14 protein-coding genes are annotated in these 18,320 nt (G+C 69.3%); 9 read left to right on the top strand and 5 right to left on the bottom strand.

All coding sequences use genetic code 11. From position 1 onward, the window contains the following. Positions 1 to 41: 41 nt before the first annotated feature. Both CS1GBM4_RS19095 and metW read left to right on the top strand, forming a co-directional pair. Positions 42 to 1,220 (top strand): homoserine O-acetyltransferase, encoded by a 1,179-nt coding sequence (locus tag CS1GBM4_RS19095; RefSeq protein ID WP_186420332.1) that lies wholly within the window; start codon positions 42 to 44, stop codon positions 1,218 to 1,220. A 178-nt stretch (positions 1,221 to 1,398) separates the two neighbouring features. Then, entirely contained in the window at positions 1,399 to 2,022 is a 624-nt protein-coding gene (metW, locus tag CS1GBM4_RS19090; RefSeq protein WP_186420331.1) for a methionine biosynthesis protein MetW, read from the top strand. Between the two features lie 158 nt (positions 2,023 to 2,180). Here metW and CS1GBM4_RS19085 read toward each other — a convergent pair whose 3' ends face one another. Next, the gene (locus CS1GBM4_RS19085; protein WP_186420330.1) at positions 2,181 to 4,022 is read right to left on the bottom strand and encodes a glycoside hydrolase family 15 protein; all 1,842 of its coding nucleotides are present in this window, start codon (positions 4,020 to 4,022) and stop codon (positions 2,181 to 2,183) included. Between the two features lie 14 nt (positions 4,023 to 4,036). Continuing rightward, positions 4,037 to 5,158: a trehalose-phosphatase gene (gene otsB, locus CS1GBM4_RS19080; protein WP_348522335.1), complete on the bottom strand. Its 1,122-nt coding sequence runs from the start codon at positions 5,156 to 5,158 to the stop codon at positions 4,037 to 4,039. On the opposite strand from otsB, the gene CS1GBM4_RS19075 reads away from it, so the two are divergent. The 6 genes from CS1GBM4_RS19075 to CS1GBM4_RS19050 all read left to right on the top strand — a co-directional run bounded on the left by CS1GBM4_RS19075 (position 5,129) and on the right by CS1GBM4_RS19050 (position 12,716). After that, on the top strand, positions 5,129 to 6,607 hold the full coding sequence (locus CS1GBM4_RS19075; RefSeq protein WP_244607305.1) for a trehalose-6-phosphate synthase: 1,479 nt from the start codon (positions 5,129 to 5,131) through the stop codon (positions 6,605 to 6,607). The genes otsB and CS1GBM4_RS19075 overlap by 30 nt on opposite strands. 116 nt (positions 6,608 to 6,723) lie before the next feature. Continuing rightward, positions 6,724 to 8,991 carry a phosphoenolpyruvate--protein phosphotransferase gene (ptsP, locus tag CS1GBM4_RS19070; RefSeq protein WP_186420329.1) on the top strand — a complete coding sequence of 756 codons (2,268 nt, stop codon included), beginning with the start codon at positions 6,724 to 6,726 and terminating at the stop codon, positions 8,989 to 8,991. 56 nt (positions 8,992 to 9,047) lie between these two features. Next, the gene (gene prfA, locus CS1GBM4_RS19065; protein WP_186420328.1) at positions 9,048 to 10,133 is read left to right on the top strand and encodes a peptide chain release factor 1; all 1,086 of its coding nucleotides are present in this window, start codon (positions 9,048 to 9,050) and stop codon (positions 10,131 to 10,133) included. Next, the gene (locus tag CS1GBM4_RS19060; protein ID WP_186420327.1) at positions 10,130 to 10,438 is read left to right on the top strand and encodes a hypothetical protein; all 309 of its coding nucleotides are present in this window, start codon (positions 10,130 to 10,132) and stop codon (positions 10,436 to 10,438) included. The genes prfA and CS1GBM4_RS19060 overlap by 4 nt, the downstream gene beginning before the upstream one ends. Positions 10,439 to 10,531: 93 nt before the next feature. Further along, positions 10,532 to 11,350, top strand: a complete 819-nt coding sequence (gene prmC / locus CS1GBM4_RS19055) for a peptide chain release factor N(5)-glutamine methyltransferase (RefSeq protein ID WP_186420326.1) — start codon at positions 10,532 to 10,534, stop codon at positions 11,348 to 11,350. Positions 11,351 to 11,741: 391 nt separating this feature from the next. Beyond that, the gene (locus CS1GBM4_RS19050) at positions 11,742 to 12,716 is read left to right on the top strand and encodes a DUF4167 domain-containing protein (protein ID WP_186420325.1); all 975 of its coding nucleotides are present in this window, start codon (positions 11,742 to 11,744) and stop codon (positions 12,714 to 12,716) included. 67 nt (positions 12,717 to 12,783) lie between these two features. Here CS1GBM4_RS19050 and CS1GBM4_RS19045 read toward each other — a convergent pair whose 3' ends face one another. Continuing rightward, complete coding sequence (locus CS1GBM4_RS19045) at positions 12,784 to 13,572, bottom strand: MOSC domain-containing protein (RefSeq protein ID WP_186420324.1); 789 nt, start codon at positions 13,570 to 13,572, stop codon at positions 12,784 to 12,786. Between the two features lie 104 nt (positions 13,573 to 13,676). Further along, on the bottom strand, positions 13,677 to 14,009 hold the full coding sequence (locus CS1GBM4_RS19040) for a DUF2293 domain-containing protein (RefSeq protein ID WP_186420323.1): 333 nt from the start codon (positions 14,007 to 14,009) through the stop codon (positions 13,677 to 13,679). A gap of 179 nt (positions 14,010 to 14,188) precedes the next feature. Between CS1GBM4_RS19040 and clpB the strand changes: the two genes are divergently transcribed. Continuing rightward, positions 14,189 to 16,810 (top strand): ATP-dependent chaperone ClpB, encoded by a 2,622-nt coding sequence (gene clpB, locus CS1GBM4_RS19035; RefSeq protein WP_186420322.1) that lies wholly within the window; start codon positions 14,189 to 14,191, stop codon positions 16,808 to 16,810. A gap of 92 nt (positions 16,811 to 16,902) precedes the next feature. On the opposite strand, the gene CS1GBM4_RS19030 is transcribed toward clpB, so the two are convergent. Beyond that, positions 16,903 to 18,111 (bottom strand): M20 family metallopeptidase, encoded by a 1,209-nt coding sequence (locus CS1GBM4_RS19030; RefSeq protein WP_186420321.1) that lies wholly within the window; start codon positions 18,109 to 18,111, stop codon positions 16,903 to 16,905. Positions 18,112 to 18,320 lie beyond the last annotated feature (209 nt).

Genomic DNA, 18,320 nt, shown 5'->3' with positions numbered 1-18,320 from the left:
GTCCGCTATTACGAACGGACCGGGCGACAAGACAAATCCGAATGCCGAACCGGACGCAAGCTCCCAACCTCCTCGCCGACCCGCTGGCCGAAGCCAACCGGCCCTCGAGCCTGCTCGCCCGGTTCGGGCCGGACAAGGCCCTGCAGCTCGACTCCGGCGCGACGCTGGAGCACTGGCAGATCGCCTATCAGACTTACGGTTCGTTGAACGCGGCTCGCTCGAACGCCGTTCTGATCTGCCATGCGCTGACCGGCGACCAGTATGTCGCGAGTCGCAATCCAGTCACCGGCAAGGGCGGTTGGTGGACGGCGATGGTCGGCCCGGGCAAGCCGATCGACACCGAGCGCTTCTTCGTCATCTGCGCCAACGTGCTCGGCGGCTGCATGGGCACCACCGGCCCGGCCTCGACCAATCCCGAAACGGGGAAGCCCTGGGGCCTCTCCTTCCCGATGGTGACCATCCGCGACATGGTCCGGGCACAGGCCCATCTCATCGACAGCCTCGGCATCGACAGCCTGTTCTGCGTCGCCGGAGGCTCGATGGGCGGGATGCAGGTGCTGCAATGGGCGGCGAGCTATCCGACGCGGGTATTCTCGGCGCTGCCGCTCGCCACCGCCGCCAAGCATTCGGCCCAGAACATCGCCTTCCACGAGGTCGGCCGGCAGGCGGTGATGGCCGATCCCGACTGGCGCCGGGGGCGCTATCTCGAGGAGGGCACGCGCCCGGCCAAAGGGCTCTCGGTCGCGCGCATGGGCGCGCACATCACCTATCTCTCGGAACCGGCGCTGCACCGCAAGTTCGGCCGCAAGCTGCAGGAGCGCAGCGCGCCGACCTTCACCTTCGACGCCGATTTTCAGGTCGAAAGCTACCTCCGTCACCAGGGCGTCAGCTTCGTCGAGCGCTTCGACGCCAATTCCTATCTCTATGTGACGCGGGCGATGGATTATTTCGACCTCGCCGCCGACCATGACGGGGTGCTGGCCAAGGCCTTCGCCGGGACGCGGACGCGCTTCTGCGTCGCGTCCTTCACCTCCGACTGGCTGTTCCCGACCAGCGACTCGCGCGCCATCGTGCACGCGCTCAACGCCGCCGGCGCCTCGGTCTCCTTCGTCGAGCTGGAGAGCGACAAGGGCCACGACGCCTTCCTGCTGGAAGAGCCCAACCTGTTCGCGACGGCACGCGGCTTCATCGGCGCCGCGGCAAGAGCGAGGGGGTTGTGATGGCTGGGCTTGCGCCGCCGCCGTCCCCTCTCCCCTTGCGGGAGAAGGTAGCCGCGAAGCGGCCGGATGAGGGGTCGCGCCGCACCGACCGCTTCCTCCTAAAATCCGCCAACGACCAGCGTCGCGAGACCCCTCACCCCAGCCCTTTCCCGCAAGGGGAGAGGGGGCAGGTTGCGCCATGACCCTCCCCGACAACCAGACCAACCGCATCGACCTGCGCCTCGTCGCCGAGATGGTGACGCCGGGCTCGCGGGTGCTCGATGTCGGCTGCGGCGACGGCGCCTTGCTGGCGCTGCTCGCGGAGACGCGCGGGGTCGACGGCCGCGGCATCGAGCTCTCGCGCGAGGGCGTCGCCGGCTGCGTCGCCCGCGGGCTCTCGGTGATCCAGGGCGACGCCGATACCGACCTCGCCGATTATCCCGACGATTCGTTCGACTACGTCATCCTCTCGCAAACCATCCAGGCGACCCGCAATCCGCGCCTCGTGCTCGAGCACATGCTGCGCATCGGCCGGCGTGCCATCGTCTCCTTCCCGAATTTCGGACATTGGCGGATGCGCGCCCAGGTCTTCTTCATGGGGCGAATGCCGGTGACGGACTCGCTGCCCTATGCCTGGTGGGAGACGCCGAACATCCATTTCTGCACGATCCGCGACTTCGTCGCGCTCTGCGACATGATCGGCGCGCAGAAGGAGCGCGCCGTCGCTCTCGACGTTTCCGGCGGCAGGGTCGGCGTCAGCGCGCCCTGGTGGTTCTGGAACCTGTTCGGCGCTCAGGCGGTGTTTTTGTTGAAGCGGGGCTAGCGTCGTCGTCTTTCCGGGGCTTCGCGCAGCGAAGAGCCCGGACCCCCAAGAACACGACGCATCAAGTCGAGCCGAGCCGCCTCGGCCCCTCCGGCAACCATGGTGTTCATGGGTTCCGGGCTCAGGCCTGCAGCCTGCCTCGGAAAGACGAGCCCCTCTCAGAACGCCTCTTCCCAATTCCGGCTGAGCCGCATCGCCGAATTGATCAGGCCGACCATCGAATAAGTCTGCGGGAAATTGCCCCAGAGCTCGCCGGTTTCGAGATCAGCGTCCTCCGAGAGCAGGCCGAAGCTGTTGCGCCGCTGCAGGATGCGGCCGAACAGCTCCTTGGCCTCGTCCTTGCGCCCGATCGCGTGCAGCGCATCGACATACCAGAAGGCGCAGATGAGGAACCCTGTATGCATGAAGCCGAAATCGTCTTCCGTGCCGTAACGCAGGATCAGGTCGCCGCGGCCGAGCTCGCGGCCGATCGCCTCGACCGTCGCGATGTAGCGCGGGTCTTCGGCGGCGACGAAGCCGAGCTCGGCGATCAGCAGCAGGGTGGCATCGAGGTCCGTGCCGTCGAAGGTCGAGACGAAATGGCCCTTCTCCTGGTTCCAGATCCGGTCGGAGATGATGTCCTTCAGGCGTCTGGCCTCGCTGCGCCAGTATTCCCTGCGGTCGGCACGGCCGAGCGTGCCGGCGATGCGGGCCAGCCGGTCGCAAGCCGCCCAGCACATGACGCTGGAGAAGGAGTGGACGACCTGCCTCTCGCGCAATTCCCAGGGGCCGGCATCGGGCTTGTCGAAGACGGCGATCGCGCGCTCGCCCATGCGCTCGAGCTGGGCGAAGAGCGCCTCCTTGCCGGGCTGGATCAGGCGGCGGTCGAAGAAGGAATGAGTCGCGGCGAGCACGACCGCGCCATAGCCGTCGTTCTGGATCTGGGTCGCGGCGCCGTTGCCGACGCGGACGGGGGCATGGCCGCGATAGCCCGCGAGGCTCTGCACCTCGAATTCGCGCAGTTCGCCGCCGCGCGTGATCGGGTAGAGCGGCGGCAGATGCTCGGCACCGCTTTCCGAATAGGTGTCGACGATGTTGGTGATGAAGCCGAGATAATCCTCCATCGTCCGGGTCGTGCCCAGGCGGTTGAGGGCGTGAACGACGAAATAGGCGTCGCGGAGCCAGCAGAAGCGGTAATCCCAGTTGCGCTGCGTGCCCGGCGCCTCGGGGATCGAGGTGGTCAGCGCCGCGACGATCGCGCCGCTCTCCTCGAAGGAGCAGAGCTTGAGCGTGATCGCGGCACGGATGACCTCGCGCTGCCATTCGAAGGGAATCGACAGCGAACGGACCCAGTCGCGCCAGTAATCGGTGGTCTTGTCGAGGAACTCGCGCGAGGTCGTCTCGATCTCGGCGCGCAGGGCCTCGTCCGAGCCGATGAAGAAGGAGAACGGTTTCTCCACCGCGAAGGGGATGCCCTCCAGCACATAGGAGATCGGCGCATCGGTGGTCAGGCGGATCGTCTGGTCGGCGCCGACGAAGCGGACATGGTTGGAGCCGCGCGTGATCTCGTCCGGCTCCTCGCCGAGGCCGAGGCAGGGCTTGACCACGACGCGGATGCGCGGGCGGCCGGAGATCCGCCGCACGCGGCGCACCAGCTGCGGCGGCCGGAAGAAGCGCTCGTAGCGGACGAAGCGCGGCGCGAAATCGAGGATCTCCAGCGCATTGCCATGATCGTCCGAGAGCACCGAGGAGAGGATCGCGGTGTTGTCGAGATAGCTCTGCTCGCAGCGCGTCATCCCCGCCATCTCGATGGCGAAGACGCCTTTCCTCGGCATGGCGTCCTCGCCATCGTCGATCTGGTTGTCGATCAGCGAGCAGAACACCGGGTCCCGGTCGAAGCGCGGGAAGCAGCTCCAGACGATGCGCGCGCGCCGGTCGATCAGCGCCGCGATGGTGCAATTGCCGATGACGCCGAGATCGAGCGAGGCAACGCTCGGCGGGGCGGTAGTCGTCACGGTCATGCCTGTCCCTGAAATCAGCCCTGGAGGAAGGTTTCGAGCGTGAGGTCGCCGCCTTCGGCGGCCGCCAGCAGAACATGATGCAAAGCCGTCGGCGAGGCCAGACGATGGCGGGCGCAGGTCCGGCCCTCGCCGATCCGGATCGACAGGCCCTCCGCCGCGTTCACCGCGGCGAAGCCGTCCTCGTCGGTGATGTCGTCGCCGACGAAGACCGGCGTGCGGCCGGCATAGCCCTGCTGCCGCATCAGCCAGGCGATGGCGCCGCCCTTGCTGGCGGTGGCGGGCACGAGCTCGGCGACCGCCTTTCCGCGCTGCAGACGCATGGACGGGCCAATCTCCGCCGCGACGGCTTCCATCAGCGCCAGCGCCTCGTCCGCGAGAGCCGGCGCGAGCCGCCAGTGCAGCGCCACCGACTGGCGCTTGTCCTCGACGATGACGCCGACATGGGCGTTGGCGAAGCGGACCAGGGCGCGCATCGCGGCGCGCAGGGCATCGGAGGGCGCAGCGAGTGGCGCCTCCCCGCCGCCGAGGCGCAATTGCGCGCCGTGCAGGCCGGCGGCGTCGAAGCGGTAAGGCGCCATCATCTCGTCGAGCAGGGCGACGGGCCGCCCCGAAACGAGCGCCAGCGCGCCGTCCAGCCGCCGGCGCAACGCATCGAGCGCCGCCGGCAAGCGCCGGTCGACCCGCACATCGTCCGGCGAAGGGGCGATCTCGACCAGGGTGCCGTCGAAGTCCAGGAATAGGGCGATCGGGCCGGTCCGAACGGCGGCTTCGGCGGGCGGCTCGGTGATTTGGAGGTTCGGCATCTGCGACATGGCGGCTTGGTTAGCGAGCGAAGCGGGCAAAAGGACGACGGAAGCGGAGTGTCCGCCAGGTCGCCACATTCGGGTGGCAGTTTGGCACCTTGGCGCCGCGATCCGGCCACGGCGGCGACGCGATCCGGCCGGGAAGCCGGCGTGCACCGAAACATTACGCCTGCCCGCGCGTTCTGTTCCCGCGCCTTTACGGCGAGCGTCAGCAAAAAGTGAGGTATTATGCGTCTTGTCGTCGTGTCCAACCGCGTCACCATGCCGGAACGAGGCGAAAAGGTGGCGGCAGGTGGATTGGCGGTGGCCTTGCGTTCGGCGCTCGAGCAGCATGGCGGCCTGTGGTTCGGCTGGAGCGGGGCGACGAGCGCCGAACCTGCGACCAGCGTGAGCCCCGTCAAGCACGGCAAGGTGAGCTATGCCCTCACCGACCTGACCGAATCGGAACGGCAGAGCTATTATCTCGGCTTCGCCAACCGGGCGCTCTGGCCGCTGATGCACTACCGGCTCGGCCTCACCGAGTTCAGCCGCGCCGACTACGCCGGCTATCTCGGCGTGAACCGCCGCTTCGCCAGGCTGCTGCAGCCGCTGCTCAAGCCCGACGACGTCATCTGGATCCACGATTACCACCTGATCCCGCTGGCGGCCGAGCTGCGCCGGCGCGGGGTCACCAACCGGATCGGCTATTTCCATCACATTCCCTGGCCGCCGGCCGAGGTCTTCGCCGCCCTGCCCTTCTCCTCGACGCTGATCAGCACGATGACCGCCTACGACCTGATCGGCATGCAGACCCAGAACGACGCGAGGAACCTCGCGGACGGGCTGGTGACGCTCTGCGGCGCGCGCCGCGAGGGCAACCGGGTCAGGGCCGGCCAGCGCGAGGCCGTGGTCCAGGCCTTCCCGATCGGCATCGACGTGGAGGCCTTCCGCAAGCTCGCGGCGGCATCGGTGCGAGCCGCGACCCAGCCGGTCCGGGCGACGACCGGGCCGCTCGGCGGCCGCAAGCTGGTGATCGGGGTCGACCGGCTCGACTATTCCAAGGGCATCGTCCAGCGGCTCGAAGCCTTCGGCACCTTCCTGCGCAACCATCCGGAGCACCGCGGCGAGGTCGGCCTGCTGCAGATCGCGCCGCCGTCCCGCACCGACGTGCCGGAATATGCCGAGCTCGACCGCCTGTCGGACGAGGTGGCGGGCCGGCTCAACGCCGCGCTCGGAGAATTCGACTGGACGCCGATCCGAGTGGTCAAGAAGGCCTATTCCCGCAACGCGCTGGCCGGGCTCTACCGGCGCGCGCAGGTCGCCCTTGTGACGCCGATGCGCGACGGCATGAACCTGGTCGCGAAGGAGTATGTCGCCGCCCAGAATCCCGAGGATCCCGGCGTCCTGATCCTGTCGCGCTTCGCGGGAGCGGCGCAGCAGCTCGGCGAGGCGTTGATCGTCAATCCGTTCGACACGCACGAGGTGGCGGAGGCGATCCGGACCGCGCTCGCCATGCCGAGATCCGAGCGCCTGCGCCGTTTCGAACGGCTCTACGCCACGATTTCGTCGACCGACATCGCCTGGTGGACGTCGCGCTACCTCGCCGCGCTCTCCGGCCTCGACGTTCCGAGCGGAGACAGCGTGCCGCCGGGCACGCCGAAGCTGCCGCGCGGCACACGCAGATCGGGCAGCCCCGCCAAGCCCGCACGCAGCAGTGTCGCGCACGGCCAGCCCCGGAAGGCGGGTCGGGATTTCGATCCGGTTCGCGCCAAGCCCTTGCCGAACGCTCCCTCTGCTCGCTAGAAGCTGCCGTCAGGGGCAGCAGATCCGGCTGACGCTTGCGACTCAGCCGGCGCGATGTCAGGTCTGCTGACGTGTTCGGCTGGAGCGGCCGAGGAGGCGGGCGGAGGGCTTTCTTGATGCGAGGCGCACTCGGGGGATCAGGCGTCCTGCTGCGCCGTCTCCGCGAGGTGATGGCGGCGCCGGTCAGTCCGCAGGAGCGGCTCGACCGGCTCGTCGTCGTGATCGCCAGCAACCTCGTGGCCGAGGTGTGCTCGGTCTATGTCCTGCGCGAGGACGGCTCGCTCGAGCTCTACGCCACCGAAGGCCTCAACCGCGAGGCGGTCCACCTCACCACCATGCGTGCCGGCGAGGGCCTCGTCGGCCTGATCGCCAGCGAGGCCGAACCGCTGGCCCTGTCCGACGCGCAGTCGCATCCGGCCTTCTCCTACCGGCCCGAGACCGGCGAGGAGATCTACCGCTCCTTCCTCGGCGTGCCGATCCTGCGCGGCGGCGCGGTGATGGGCGTGCTCGTCGTGCAGAACCGCGCCTCGCGGGTCTACAGCGAGGACGAGGTCGAGTCGCTGCAGACCACGGCCATGATCATGGCCGAGATGATCGCGGCCGGCGGGCTGAAGGCGCTGTCGAAGCCTGGCGCGACCATCGGCCTCGACCGGCCGATCCATGGCATCGGCACCACGCTGGCGGACGGCGTCGGGCTCGGTCATGCCGTATTGCACGAGCCGCGCGTCGCGATCACCAACCTGATCGCCGAGGACCCGGGACGCGAGGTGCAGCGGCTCGAGGCCGCGATCGCGACGATGCGGGTCGCCATCGACGAATTGATCGAGCGCGGCGACGTCGCCCATACCGGCGAGCACCGCGACGTGCTCGAGACCTTCCGCATGTTCGCCCACGACCAGGGCTGGCTCAGGCGCATGCGCGAGGTGGTGATGACCGGCCTGACCGCCGAGGCGGCGGTCGAGCGCGTGCAGTCGGACACCCGCGCCAAGATGCTGCGCCAGACCGACCCCTATCTGCGCGAGCGCCTGCACGACCTCGACGACCTCGCCAACCGGCTGCTGCGGACGCTGGTCGGCAAGCCCAACGGCGTCATGCGCGAGCAGCTGCCCGAGAACGCCATCCTGATCGCCCGCTCGATGGGGCCGGCGGCGCTGCTCGATTACGACCGCAGGCATCTGCGCGGCCTCGTGCTCGAGGAAGGCGGCCCGGCCAGCCATATCGCCATCGTGGCGCGCGCGCTCGGCATTCCCGCGGTCGGCGAGATCGCCAATGCCACGGCGCTGATCCAGGCCGGCGACGCCGTGATCGTCGACGGCCAGGCCGGCGAGGTGCAGATCCGGCCGCAGCCGGACGTCGAGAACGCCTACAAGGACAAGGCGCGCCTGCGCGCCCGCAAGCAGGAGCAGTACCGCAAGCTCAAGACGCAGCCGGCGGTGACCAGGGACGGGGTCGAGATCCAGCTGCAGATCAATGCCGGCCTGCTGGTCGACATGGCCAATCTCGACGAGACCAATGCCTCCGGCGTCGGCCTGTTCCGCACCGAGCTGCAGTTCATGGTGGCGCAGCACATGCCGAGCACCGCCGAGCAGCAGGCGCTCTACGGCGCCGTGCTCAGGGCGGCGAACGGCCGGCCGGTGACCTTCCGGACGCTCGATATCGGCGGCGACAAGGTGCTGCCCTATATGGAGCGGCTCGAGGAGGAGAACCCGGCGCTGGGCTGGCGCGCCATCCGCATCGGGCTCGACCGGCCGCGGCTGCTGCGGGGCCAGATCCGGGCGCTGCTGCGTGCCGGCGCCGGCTGCGACATGAAGATCATGCTGCCCATGGTCGCGACCGTGAACGAATTCCTGCGCGCCCGCCTCCTGGTGCGGCGCGAGCTCGCGATGCTCGAACGCGACGGCCGGCCGGCGCCGGCGAGCCTCAGGCTCGGCGTCATGATCGAGGTGCCCTCGCTGCTGTTCGAGCTGCCGGAGATCGCGCGCGAGGCGGATTTCCTGTCGATCGGCACCAACGACCTGATGCAGTTCCTGTTCGCGGCCGACCGCGAGAACAAGCGCGTCTCCGAGCGCTTCGACCCGCTCTGCGCCGCCGGCCTGCGCGCGCTGCGCAGCATCATCGACGAGGCCGGCAAGGCCGGCTGCCCGGTCACCGTCTGCGGCGAGATGGGCGGCAAGCCGATCGAGACCCTGGCGCTGATCGCGCTCGGCTATCATTCCTTCTCGATGTCCGCCGCCTCGATCGGACCGGTCAAGGCGATGCTGCGCGCGCTCGACGCCGGCAAGGCGCGCCAGCGCCTCGACGCCTGGCTGTCCTCCTCCGACGGCGCAGCCAGCCTGCGGCCGCTGCTCGCCGCGCTCGCCGCCGAAATGAAAGTGCCGGTCTAGCGACGCCGCCCTGGTCGCCCGCGCACGCCACCCCGCTCGAGATCGTTTTTCGCATCATGTCGCTCCCGCTCCCGCAAGACCGCCTGGACTCGATCGTCGCCCGCCACGCCGCGGCGAGCGACGCGCTCAACCATGCGACCGAAGCGGCCCGGGTCGTCGAATTGTCGAAGGAACTGGCGGAGCTCGATCCGGTGGTCGCGGCGATCGCGGCCTGGCGCAAGGCTCGGACCGGGCTCGACGAGGCGCTCGCCCTGATCGACGACCCGCAGACCGATGCGGAGATGCGCGACCTCGCCTATGAGGAGCGCGACGCCGCCAGGGCCGAGATCGAAGCGCGCGCCCGCGAGATCCTGATCGCGCTGCTGCCGAAGGACGCCGCCGACGAGCGCGGCGTCATCCTCGAGATCCGCGCCGGCACCGGCGGCGACGAGGCCTCGCTGTTCGCCGGCGACCTGCTGCGCATGTACCAGCGCTACGCCGCCGGCAAGGGCTGGAGCGTCGAGATCCTGTCCGAGAGCGAAGGCACGATGGGCGGCTTCAAGGAAGTCGTCGCCGAGATCGCCGGCAAGGGCGTCTACGCCCGGTTGAAATACGAATCCGGCGTGCATCGGGTGCAGCGCGTGCCCGACACCGAGGCGAGCGGGCGCATCCACACCTCGGCCGCGACCGTCGCCATGCTGCCGCTGGCCGGCGAGGTCGACGTCGTGCTCGACGAGAAGGATCTGCGCATCGATACGATGCGGGCCGGCGGCGCCGGCGGACAGCACGTCAACAAGACCGAGTCGGCCGTCCGCCTCACCCATATCCCGACGGGCATCGTGGTCCTGGTGCAGGACGAGCGCTCGCAGCACAAGAACAAGGCGCGCGCCTATGAATTGATGCGCGCCAAGCTCTACGACATGGAGCGCAGTCGCGCCGAGGCCGAACGCTCGGCCGACCGGCGCTCCCAGGTCGGCTCCGGCGACCGCTCCGAGCGCATCCGCACCTACAACTTCCCGCAGGGACGCGTCACCGACCACCGCATCAACCTGACCCTCTACAAGCTCGACGAGATGATGCAGGGGCTGGCCCTCGACGAGATCATCGACGCCCTGACCGCGCAGCGCCAGGCCGAGCAGCTCGCCGAGCAGGGCAGCGTGTGAAACCTTCCTCCCCTTCGCGCGTTCTGGACGCACCGACCGTTTCCATGGGGAGGAGAGAGATGAAAGTCCTGTTCAGTGCGATTGCCCTCGCCGCCGCCGTCGCACTCGCGCCGGCCTCCGCGAGCGCGCAGGAGCAGACCGCGAGGAAGGTCCTCGGCGGTCAACCGGCGACGCTTCACAATGCCAAGACCGAGGCGCAGGCGCGCCGCGATTGCCAGCGCCAGTATCGCGGCGCTAGGGAGAGCAAGTCCGCGCTGCGGATCAAGATGAAGGAATGCATCCGGGAAGGGATGCAGGGCAACTGACCGGCCGCGTGCCGGGCAAGGATACGCTTGACCGGCACCGGCAGACAAAAGGACGAGATCGCGCCCGCCGCCCTCGAGGCAGCGGGCGAAAGCGTGTCTGCCGTCCGGAAGGCGATCGCGCTGGCGCTGAAGCGCGGCGGCATCGGCGATTTCACCTATGAGGCCCGCATCCTGATCGAGGACCTCGCCGGCGCAGGCGACCCGATCGACGAAGCGGCGGCCGCGCGGCTCGAGCATGCGCTCGCACGGCGGCTCGCGGGCGAGCCACTCTGGCGCATCCTCGGCGCGCGCGAATTCTGGGGCCTGAGCTTTTCGCTCTCGCCCGGGACGCTGGAGCCGCGGCCGGACAGCGAGACCCTGATCGAGGCGGCGCTCGCCCATCTCGCCCGGCGCCGGCTCGAAAAGCTGCGTATCCTCGACCTCGGCACAGGCACCGGCTGCCTGCTCGTCGCGGCGCTGCGCGAGTTCCCGCAGGCGACGGGGCTCGGGATCGACCTCTCGCCGGATGCGCTCGCCACCGCCGCAGGCAACGCCGCGCGCAATGGCGTCGCCGCTCGCGCGGCCTTCCGGCGGGGAAACTGGGCCGCCGGCATCGAGGAGCGCTTCGACCTCGTCCTGTCGAACCCGCCCTATATCGCCAGCGGCGAGATCGCCGAGCTCGACCGCACGGTGCGCGAGAACGATCCGCTGCTCGCCCTGGACGGCGGCCCTGACGGGCTGGACGCCTATCGCGCCCTCGCCGCCGCCCTGCCGGACCTGCTCGAGCCTGGCGGCCTCGCCATCCTCGAGATCGGCGCCGGGCAGGAAGCGGCGGTGGTCGGACTGCTGCAGGACGCCGGCCTGCGCCACATCGCCTCCCGCCGTGATCTCGGCGGCCATATTCGCGCCCTTGTCTTCGGGCATGATCTGTGAACGGTGCAGAGCCTGCCGCGCGAATTTGCTTGGAAGAAGCGGCAAAACCGGCTATGCACGCATGGTCTCGAAGACAGTGTCGACAGCATTCGACCTTCGGAGAGGGTCCACGACGCGGACCGCTCCCACGGCTCACTGCCCCAATCGACGTTACTGACATGGCGAGACCGAGGCTCCGCATGCGCGAGACAGCCATTCGGATCGGGAGCCGGCGAGGCTCCGTTGGAAAGAGCGCGTGAAGACCCATATCGGCGCAAAGCCTTTCAGGTCGGATACCTTACGCGCGGCGTCGCAACCCGCCGCGTGACACGACGTGCATGACGACCTCCAGGTTGCTTAGAATGAACACAACGCGAGACAGACGCGAATGAGACCAGGTCAGAACCGGCGTATGCGCGGCCGTAACAACAACAATAACAGCGGCAACCGGAAGGCCCCGAACCCGTTGCAGCGAAGCTACGAGTCGAACGGCCCGGACGTGAAGGTCCGCGGCACGGCTCAGCATGTCGCTGAAAAATACCTGCAGCTCGCCCGCGATGCCCAGTCTTCGGGCGACCCGGTGGCGGCCGAGAACTATTTCCAGCACGCCGAGCATTACTATCGCATCCTGCTCGCGGCACAGGAGCAGATGACCCAACAGTTCGGTCACAGCTTCCAGCCGAACCGTGCCTTCGTCGAGGATCCGGACGAGTCCGACGAGGATGGCGAGGATGAGGCCGGCTTTCAGGGCGGCCAGCCGCAGGGCGAGCGTCAGCACAACGGCGCGAACGCTCCTGGCGGCCAGCGCCAGGACGGCGAGGAGGGTGAGGCCGGACAGGGCAATCCCCAGCGCTTCGACCGGCAGAATCGTCACGAGCGTAATTTCGACCGCGGCGGCCAGCGCCGTTTCGACCGCCAGGATCGTGGCGAGCGGCAGGACCGCGGCGAGCGTCGCTTCGACCGGCACGAGGGCCAGAACGGTTCCTATGTCCCGCGTCCCGAGGCCCAGCCCGGTGCCGAGCAGCCAGACATCGCGCCGGCTCAGCAGGGCGAGCGCCGCTTCGAGCGGCCGGAGCGCGACGAGCGCCGCGGTGACAGGCCTGCGCGCGGTGAGCGCCACCAGCGCCGCGACCGCGAGGAAGCCCGCGCCGGCAGCGAGGACCAGGACGCCCCGGCGGGGCTGCCTGCCTTCCTCACCACCCCGACCCGCGTGCCGATCGCAATCACCGAGGATGGCGAGGCTCCGGCGGCCGCCGTCCTGCCGGAAGCCGCCGAGGGATCGGCCGAGGCCGGCGAGAAGCCCAAGCGCAGCCGCGCCCGCCGGCGCTCGCCGCGCGAGGTGATGGATGCGCTCGGCAACGACGCCGGCGAGACGCCGGCCGAGTGAACGCCGCGCAAGACCAGGCTGCAACAGCAAGCTGACCGAGAGGGCCCGCGAGGGCCCTCTCGCTGTTTCAGGCGACGCCGAGCGTGGCTGCCTCTCCCGCATCGACCAGGGTCAGCCTGTCGCCTTCGGCGAGCGTTCCGCCAGCGACGATCCGGCAATAGATGCCACAATCGACATGGCCGTACCCCTGCATCAGCGCCTTCGGGATCTGCAGGTCGCGGATGCCCGTCTCCGGATCGACATTGGTGGCGGCGCAGCGCTCGATCCGTTTGATGACCTGGAGCCGCAGGCCCGACGGCGCGGCAAGCTCGCGGCCGGCCAGGTCGAGCTCGGCCCAGGCCGCCAGATTCTCGACCATGACATTGCCGCGGAAGCGCAGCGGATCCACCGGCAGGCCGAGCCGCGCCTCGAGATCGGCGATGCTGGCGAGGTTGATGATCGAGACGAAGCCCGAGCGCGAATCGGTGAAGCGATAGCCGTCCGGCGCCGCGAGCAGGCGCGGCTGGCCGCGCAGCGCCTCCGGCATATAGCTCTCGAGGAAGGCTGCGAGGCGCTCGCGCCCGGCATCCGTTCCCGTGGCGATCCGGATCTGCGAACCGGCATGGGCGATGACGAGCTCGCCGCTCGGGTCGTCATAACGGGTGCGCAGACGCGCCAAGGCCTCGTGGCGCATCAGCATCAGGTACTTGATCTTCGGCTGGTGCTCGGGCGCCGCCGGGTCGAAGCCGGATGGGCCGTTCTCGATGGCGAAGAGCCGGTCGCCCGGGAAATAGCCGCCGGCCGGCAGCTCCGCCCGGCTCAACCGCTCCGGCGACAGGCCCTTGACCGGGTAGCGAAACAGCGACGCGACACGCATGGACTCTGCCCTTCCGGTTGAGAGGCGGCGGACGGTGCCATGCCGGGCGACGGGACGCCACCGCGCCGGGCGCCGAGGCCGATGACGGGATTGCATCGCTGCGATCAAGGCGGCTGCTCCGCGCCCTCCCCCGCATCCTCCTCGTCGAGGATCGAGCGCTGGCAGCCCCAGCCGGACAGCACGTCGTCAATCGCGTCGGCGACGAAGAAGCGGGCGGCATCGCGCTCATAGCCCTCGGCGAGCAGGCGATCATATTCGGTGTGGCTGTGCCGGACATGGGCGCCGAGCGCGAGCCAGAGCGCGGTCGAGGGCGGCAGCGCCTTCATCTGCGCCCGGCCCGCGCGCGCGAGCACCGCCTCGGCGTCCGCCAGCGGGATGCCGGGCGCGAGCGCCCGCAGCGCCTTGCGAATCGCCTGTTGCCGCCTGGTGCCGACCATGCCGCAGGCTGGGGGCGGCTTTTGACGAAGGTCAATGCGAAAGCTGCGCCCTCCCCCTTTTGTTGCGCAAGGGCAACACTATCTTGTGGTGCGAAGGGCTGCCCGCCAGGGGGTCCTATCCTGACGAAGGCAGCCGGCTCCGCCGCTACGGGGCGCGACCGGTGGGCGGAGGCAAACGAATGAACATCGAGAAATACACCGACCGGGCGAAGGGCTTCCTGCAGGCCGCGCAGACGATCGCGATGCGCGAAGGCCATCAGCAGTTCACGCCCGAGCACGTGCTGAAGGCGCTGCTCGACGACGGCGAGGGCATGGCCGCCGGGCTGATCGACCGTTCGGGCGGACAGTCGCGGCTGGCGAAGCAGCTGGTCGACGCGGCCCTGGACAAGCTCCCCAAGGTGAGCGGAGCCGGCGCGAGCGGCCTGCATCTGACGCCGGCGCTGGCGCGCGTCTTCGACACGGCCGAGAAGGCGGCGGAGAAGGCCGGCGACTCGTTCGTCACCGTCGAGCGCCTGCTGCTCGCGCTGGCTATCGAGAAGGACAGCGAGGCCGGCAAGGTCCTGGCCAAGGCCGGCGTCACGCCGCAGGGCCTCAATGCCGCGATCGAGGCGATCCGCAAGGGCCGCACCGCCGACACGGCCTCCGCCGAGCAGGGCTATGACGCGCTGAAGAAATACGCACGCGACCTCACCGCCGCGGCGCGCGAGGGCAAGCTCGACCCCGTCATCGGCCGCGACGAGGAGATCCGCCGCACGATCCAGGTGCTGAGCCGGCGCACCAAGAACAACCCCGTGCTGATCGGCGAACCCGGCGTCGGCAAGACCGCGATCGCGGAAGGGCTGGCGCTGCGCATCGTCAATGGCGACGTGCCCGAAAGCCTGAAGGACAAGGAACTGCTCGCCCTCGACATGGGCGCGCTGATCGCCGGCGCGAAATATCGCGGCGAGTTCGAGGAGCGGCTGAAGGCCGTCCTCTCCGAGGTTTCGGCCGCGGCCGGCGGCGTCATCCTGTTCATCGACGAGATGCACACCCTGGTCGGCGCCGGCAAGACCGACGGCGCGATGGATGCCTCGAACCTGCTGAAGCCGGCGCTCTCCCGCGGCGAGCTGCACTGCGTCGGCGCAACCACGCTCGACGAGTACCGCAAGTACGTGGAGAAGGACGCGGCGCTGGCGCGGCGCTTCCAGCCCGTCTTCGTCGACGAGCCGACGGTCGAGGACACGATCTCGATCCTGCGCGGCCTGAAGGAGAAATACGAGCAGCACCACCGCGTGCGCATCACCGATTCGGCGCTGGTCTCGGCCGCGACTTTGTCGAACCGCTACATCACCGACCGGTTCCTGCCCGACAAGGCGATCGACCTCGTCGACGAGGCCTCGGCGCGCCTGCGCATGCAGGTCGACTCCAAGCCGGAGGAGCTCGACTCGATCGACCGCGAGATCGTCCGCCTCAAGATCGAGCAGGAGGCGCTGAAGAAGGAGAGCGACGCCGGCTCGCGGGAGCGGCTGAAGCGGCTCGAATCCGAGCTCGCCGAGCTCGAGGCGCGCTCGGCCGCGATCACCGCGACCTGGAAGGCGGAGAAGGACAAGCTCGGCCAGGCGGCTGAGATCAAGACCAAGCTCGACAATGCCCGCAACGAGCTCGCCCAGGCGCAGCGCAAGGGCGAGTACCAGCGCGCCGGCGAGCTCGCCTATGGCGAGATTCCCCAGCTCGAAAAGGCACTGGCGGAGATCGAGGCGAATGGCGAGCAGCCCGGCATGGTCGAGGAGGCGGTGACGCCGGACCATGTCGCGCAGGTCGTCAGCCGCTGGACCGGGGTGCCGGTCGACAAGATGCTGGAAGGCGAGAAGGAGAAGCTGCTGCATATGGAGCAGAGCCTCGCCAGCCGGGTGGTCGGCCAGGCGGAGGCGGTCGAGGCCGTCTCCAAGGCGGTCAGGCGCGCCCGCGCCGGCTTGCAGGACCCGAACCGGCCAATCGGCTCGTTCATGTTCCTCGGCCCCACCGGCGTCGGCAAGACCGAGCTGACCAAGGCGCTGGCCGCCTTCCTGTTCGACGACGAGACGGCGATGGTCCGGCTCGACATGTCGGAATACATGGAGAAGCACTCGGTCAGCCGGCTGATCGGCGCGCCTCCCGGCTATGTCGGCTATGAGGAAGGCGGTGCGCTGACCGAGGCGGTTCGGCGCCGGCCCTATCAGGTCGTGCTGTTCGACGAGGTCGAGAAGGCGCATCCGGACGTCTTCAACGTCCTCTTGCAGGTGCTCGACGACGGGCGGCTGACCGACGGCCAGGGCCGCACGGTCGACTTCCGCAACGTGCTGATCATCATGACCTCTAATCTCGGTTCGGAGTTCCTGGTGAACCAGCCGGAAGGCCAGGACAGCGACGCCGTGCGCGACGAGGTCATGGGCGTGGTGCGGCATGCCTTCCGGCCGGAGTTCCTGAACCGGATCGACGACATCATCCTGTTCCACCGCCTGCGGCGGTCGGACATGGGCGCGATCGTCGACATCCAGATGGCTCGGCTCGGCAAGCTGCTGGTCGACCGCAAGATCACGCTCGACCTCTCGCCGGAGGCGCGCGACTGGCTGGCCGAGAAGGGCTACGACCCGGCCTATGGCGCGCGCCCGCTGAAGCGCGTGATCCAGAAATCGGTGCAGGATCCGCTGGCGGAGCTCTTGCTCTCGGGCGCGATCCGCGACGGCGAGACCGTGCCGGTCACGGTCGGGCCGGCCGGGCTGATGCTGGGCGAGTTCGCCGCCGCGAGCGAGAGCCGGCCGGCCGGCGTGCCGCTGAACTGAGCCGCAACATCGCCGAGATGACGAAGGGCGCCGCTCACGCGGCGCCCTTTTTCATGCCGTCATTCTCGCATTCTCGAGCATGACGTACTTGGTCAATCCATCCTGGCCGCGGTTCGCATCACCGCCAGCGCCAGCGTCTGTGCCGCCGGCACGATGCTCTCGACTTCCAGGAACTCGTCCGGCGTATGGGCCATGCCGCCGACCGGGCCGACGCTGCACAGCGTCGGGCAGCCCTGCGCCGCGGTGAAGCCGGAATCGGCGCAGCCGCCGGTGTATTCGGCGGTCACGGCGATGCCCAGGCCGGCGGCGGCCTCGCGATAGGTGTCGTAGAGCAGGAGCGAATCCGGAGTCTGCTCCAGCGGGTGGAACTCGCCCTTGATGGCCAGCCTGGCCGAGGTGCCCTCGACCACCGGCGTCTCGACGATGTCGCGGATCGCCTCGACCAGTTCCTCGCGCTGGGCCGCCGTCTTGTAGCGCAGGTCGATCTCGCACCAGGCCGACGGCGCGACGGTGTTGACGGTCTGGCCGCCGCCGATCAGCCCGACATTGACGGTGACGCCGGCTTCGAGGTCGGTCAGCCCCTGCAGGCGCGGGATCTTGTGGCCGAGATCGACGATCGCCGAGACGCCCTTCTCGTAATTGGCGCCGGAATGGGCCGCCTTGCCGGTGAACTCGGCCCGCATGAACACGCCACCCTTGCGGCCGGAGGTGATCGACTGCCTGTGGTCGCGGCCATAATCGGTGCCGGCCGGAAGCCGGCTCGGTTCGGCGTTGAAGACGCAGCGCGATTCGCGCGCCGCCGCCTCGATCACCGGGCGCGAGGACGGCGAGGCGATCTCCTCGTCGCTGGTGGTCAGCATCGTCAGCGGCGCCTTCAGCCCGCCATTGGCGGCGAAGGCGGCGGCGACGAAGGCCTCGATGACGAGCCCGGCCTTCATGTCGGCGACCCCAGGCCCATAAGCGCGGCCGTCGCGGATGGTGAAGGGCCGGCGCGTCGGCTCGCCCTCCGGGAAGACCGTGTCGCGATGGCCGAGCAGCAGGATCGGGCGCTGGTCGTTCGCCGTCGGGTTGGCGAGGCGCGCCTTGACCGCGTCGCCATAGCGGGCATCGGGGAGGATCTCGACGGAGAGCCCGTTCGCCTCGTGGAAGCGCGCCAGCACCTGGCCGGCCCGGTCGACGCCGGCCTTGTCGTAGGAGCCTGAATCGGTATCCACGAGCTCGCGCAGGAGATCGATCATCTGCTGCTTGCGCTCGGCGAGCCAGGCGAGGATGCGGGCTTCTTCCTGTGTCGTATCGGTCATGGTCGGCTTCCGGGTCGAGAGGTGGCCGCGAGCTTAGCCAAGCCGTCTCCGAGGCGATAGGAGAGGTGCGCAGGCCCGGCAGACCCGCGGCGCGGCTCGGGATCGGCGCGCCCGCGATTAAGCGAAAATTCAGCGAGCGCAGGCAGGGTCTCGCGAGGGGCTGCCGAGCGCGTCGGCCGCCCCGATCGCGCGCTGACAAGGCCTGTGCC

The organism is Allobosea sp. CS1GBMeth4, from assembly GCF_900185715.1.
GTDB lineage: Bacteria > Pseudomonadota > Alphaproteobacteria > Rhizobiales > Beijerinckiaceae > Allobosea.
This window is presented reverse-complemented; position numbering and strand designations above follow the sequence as displayed.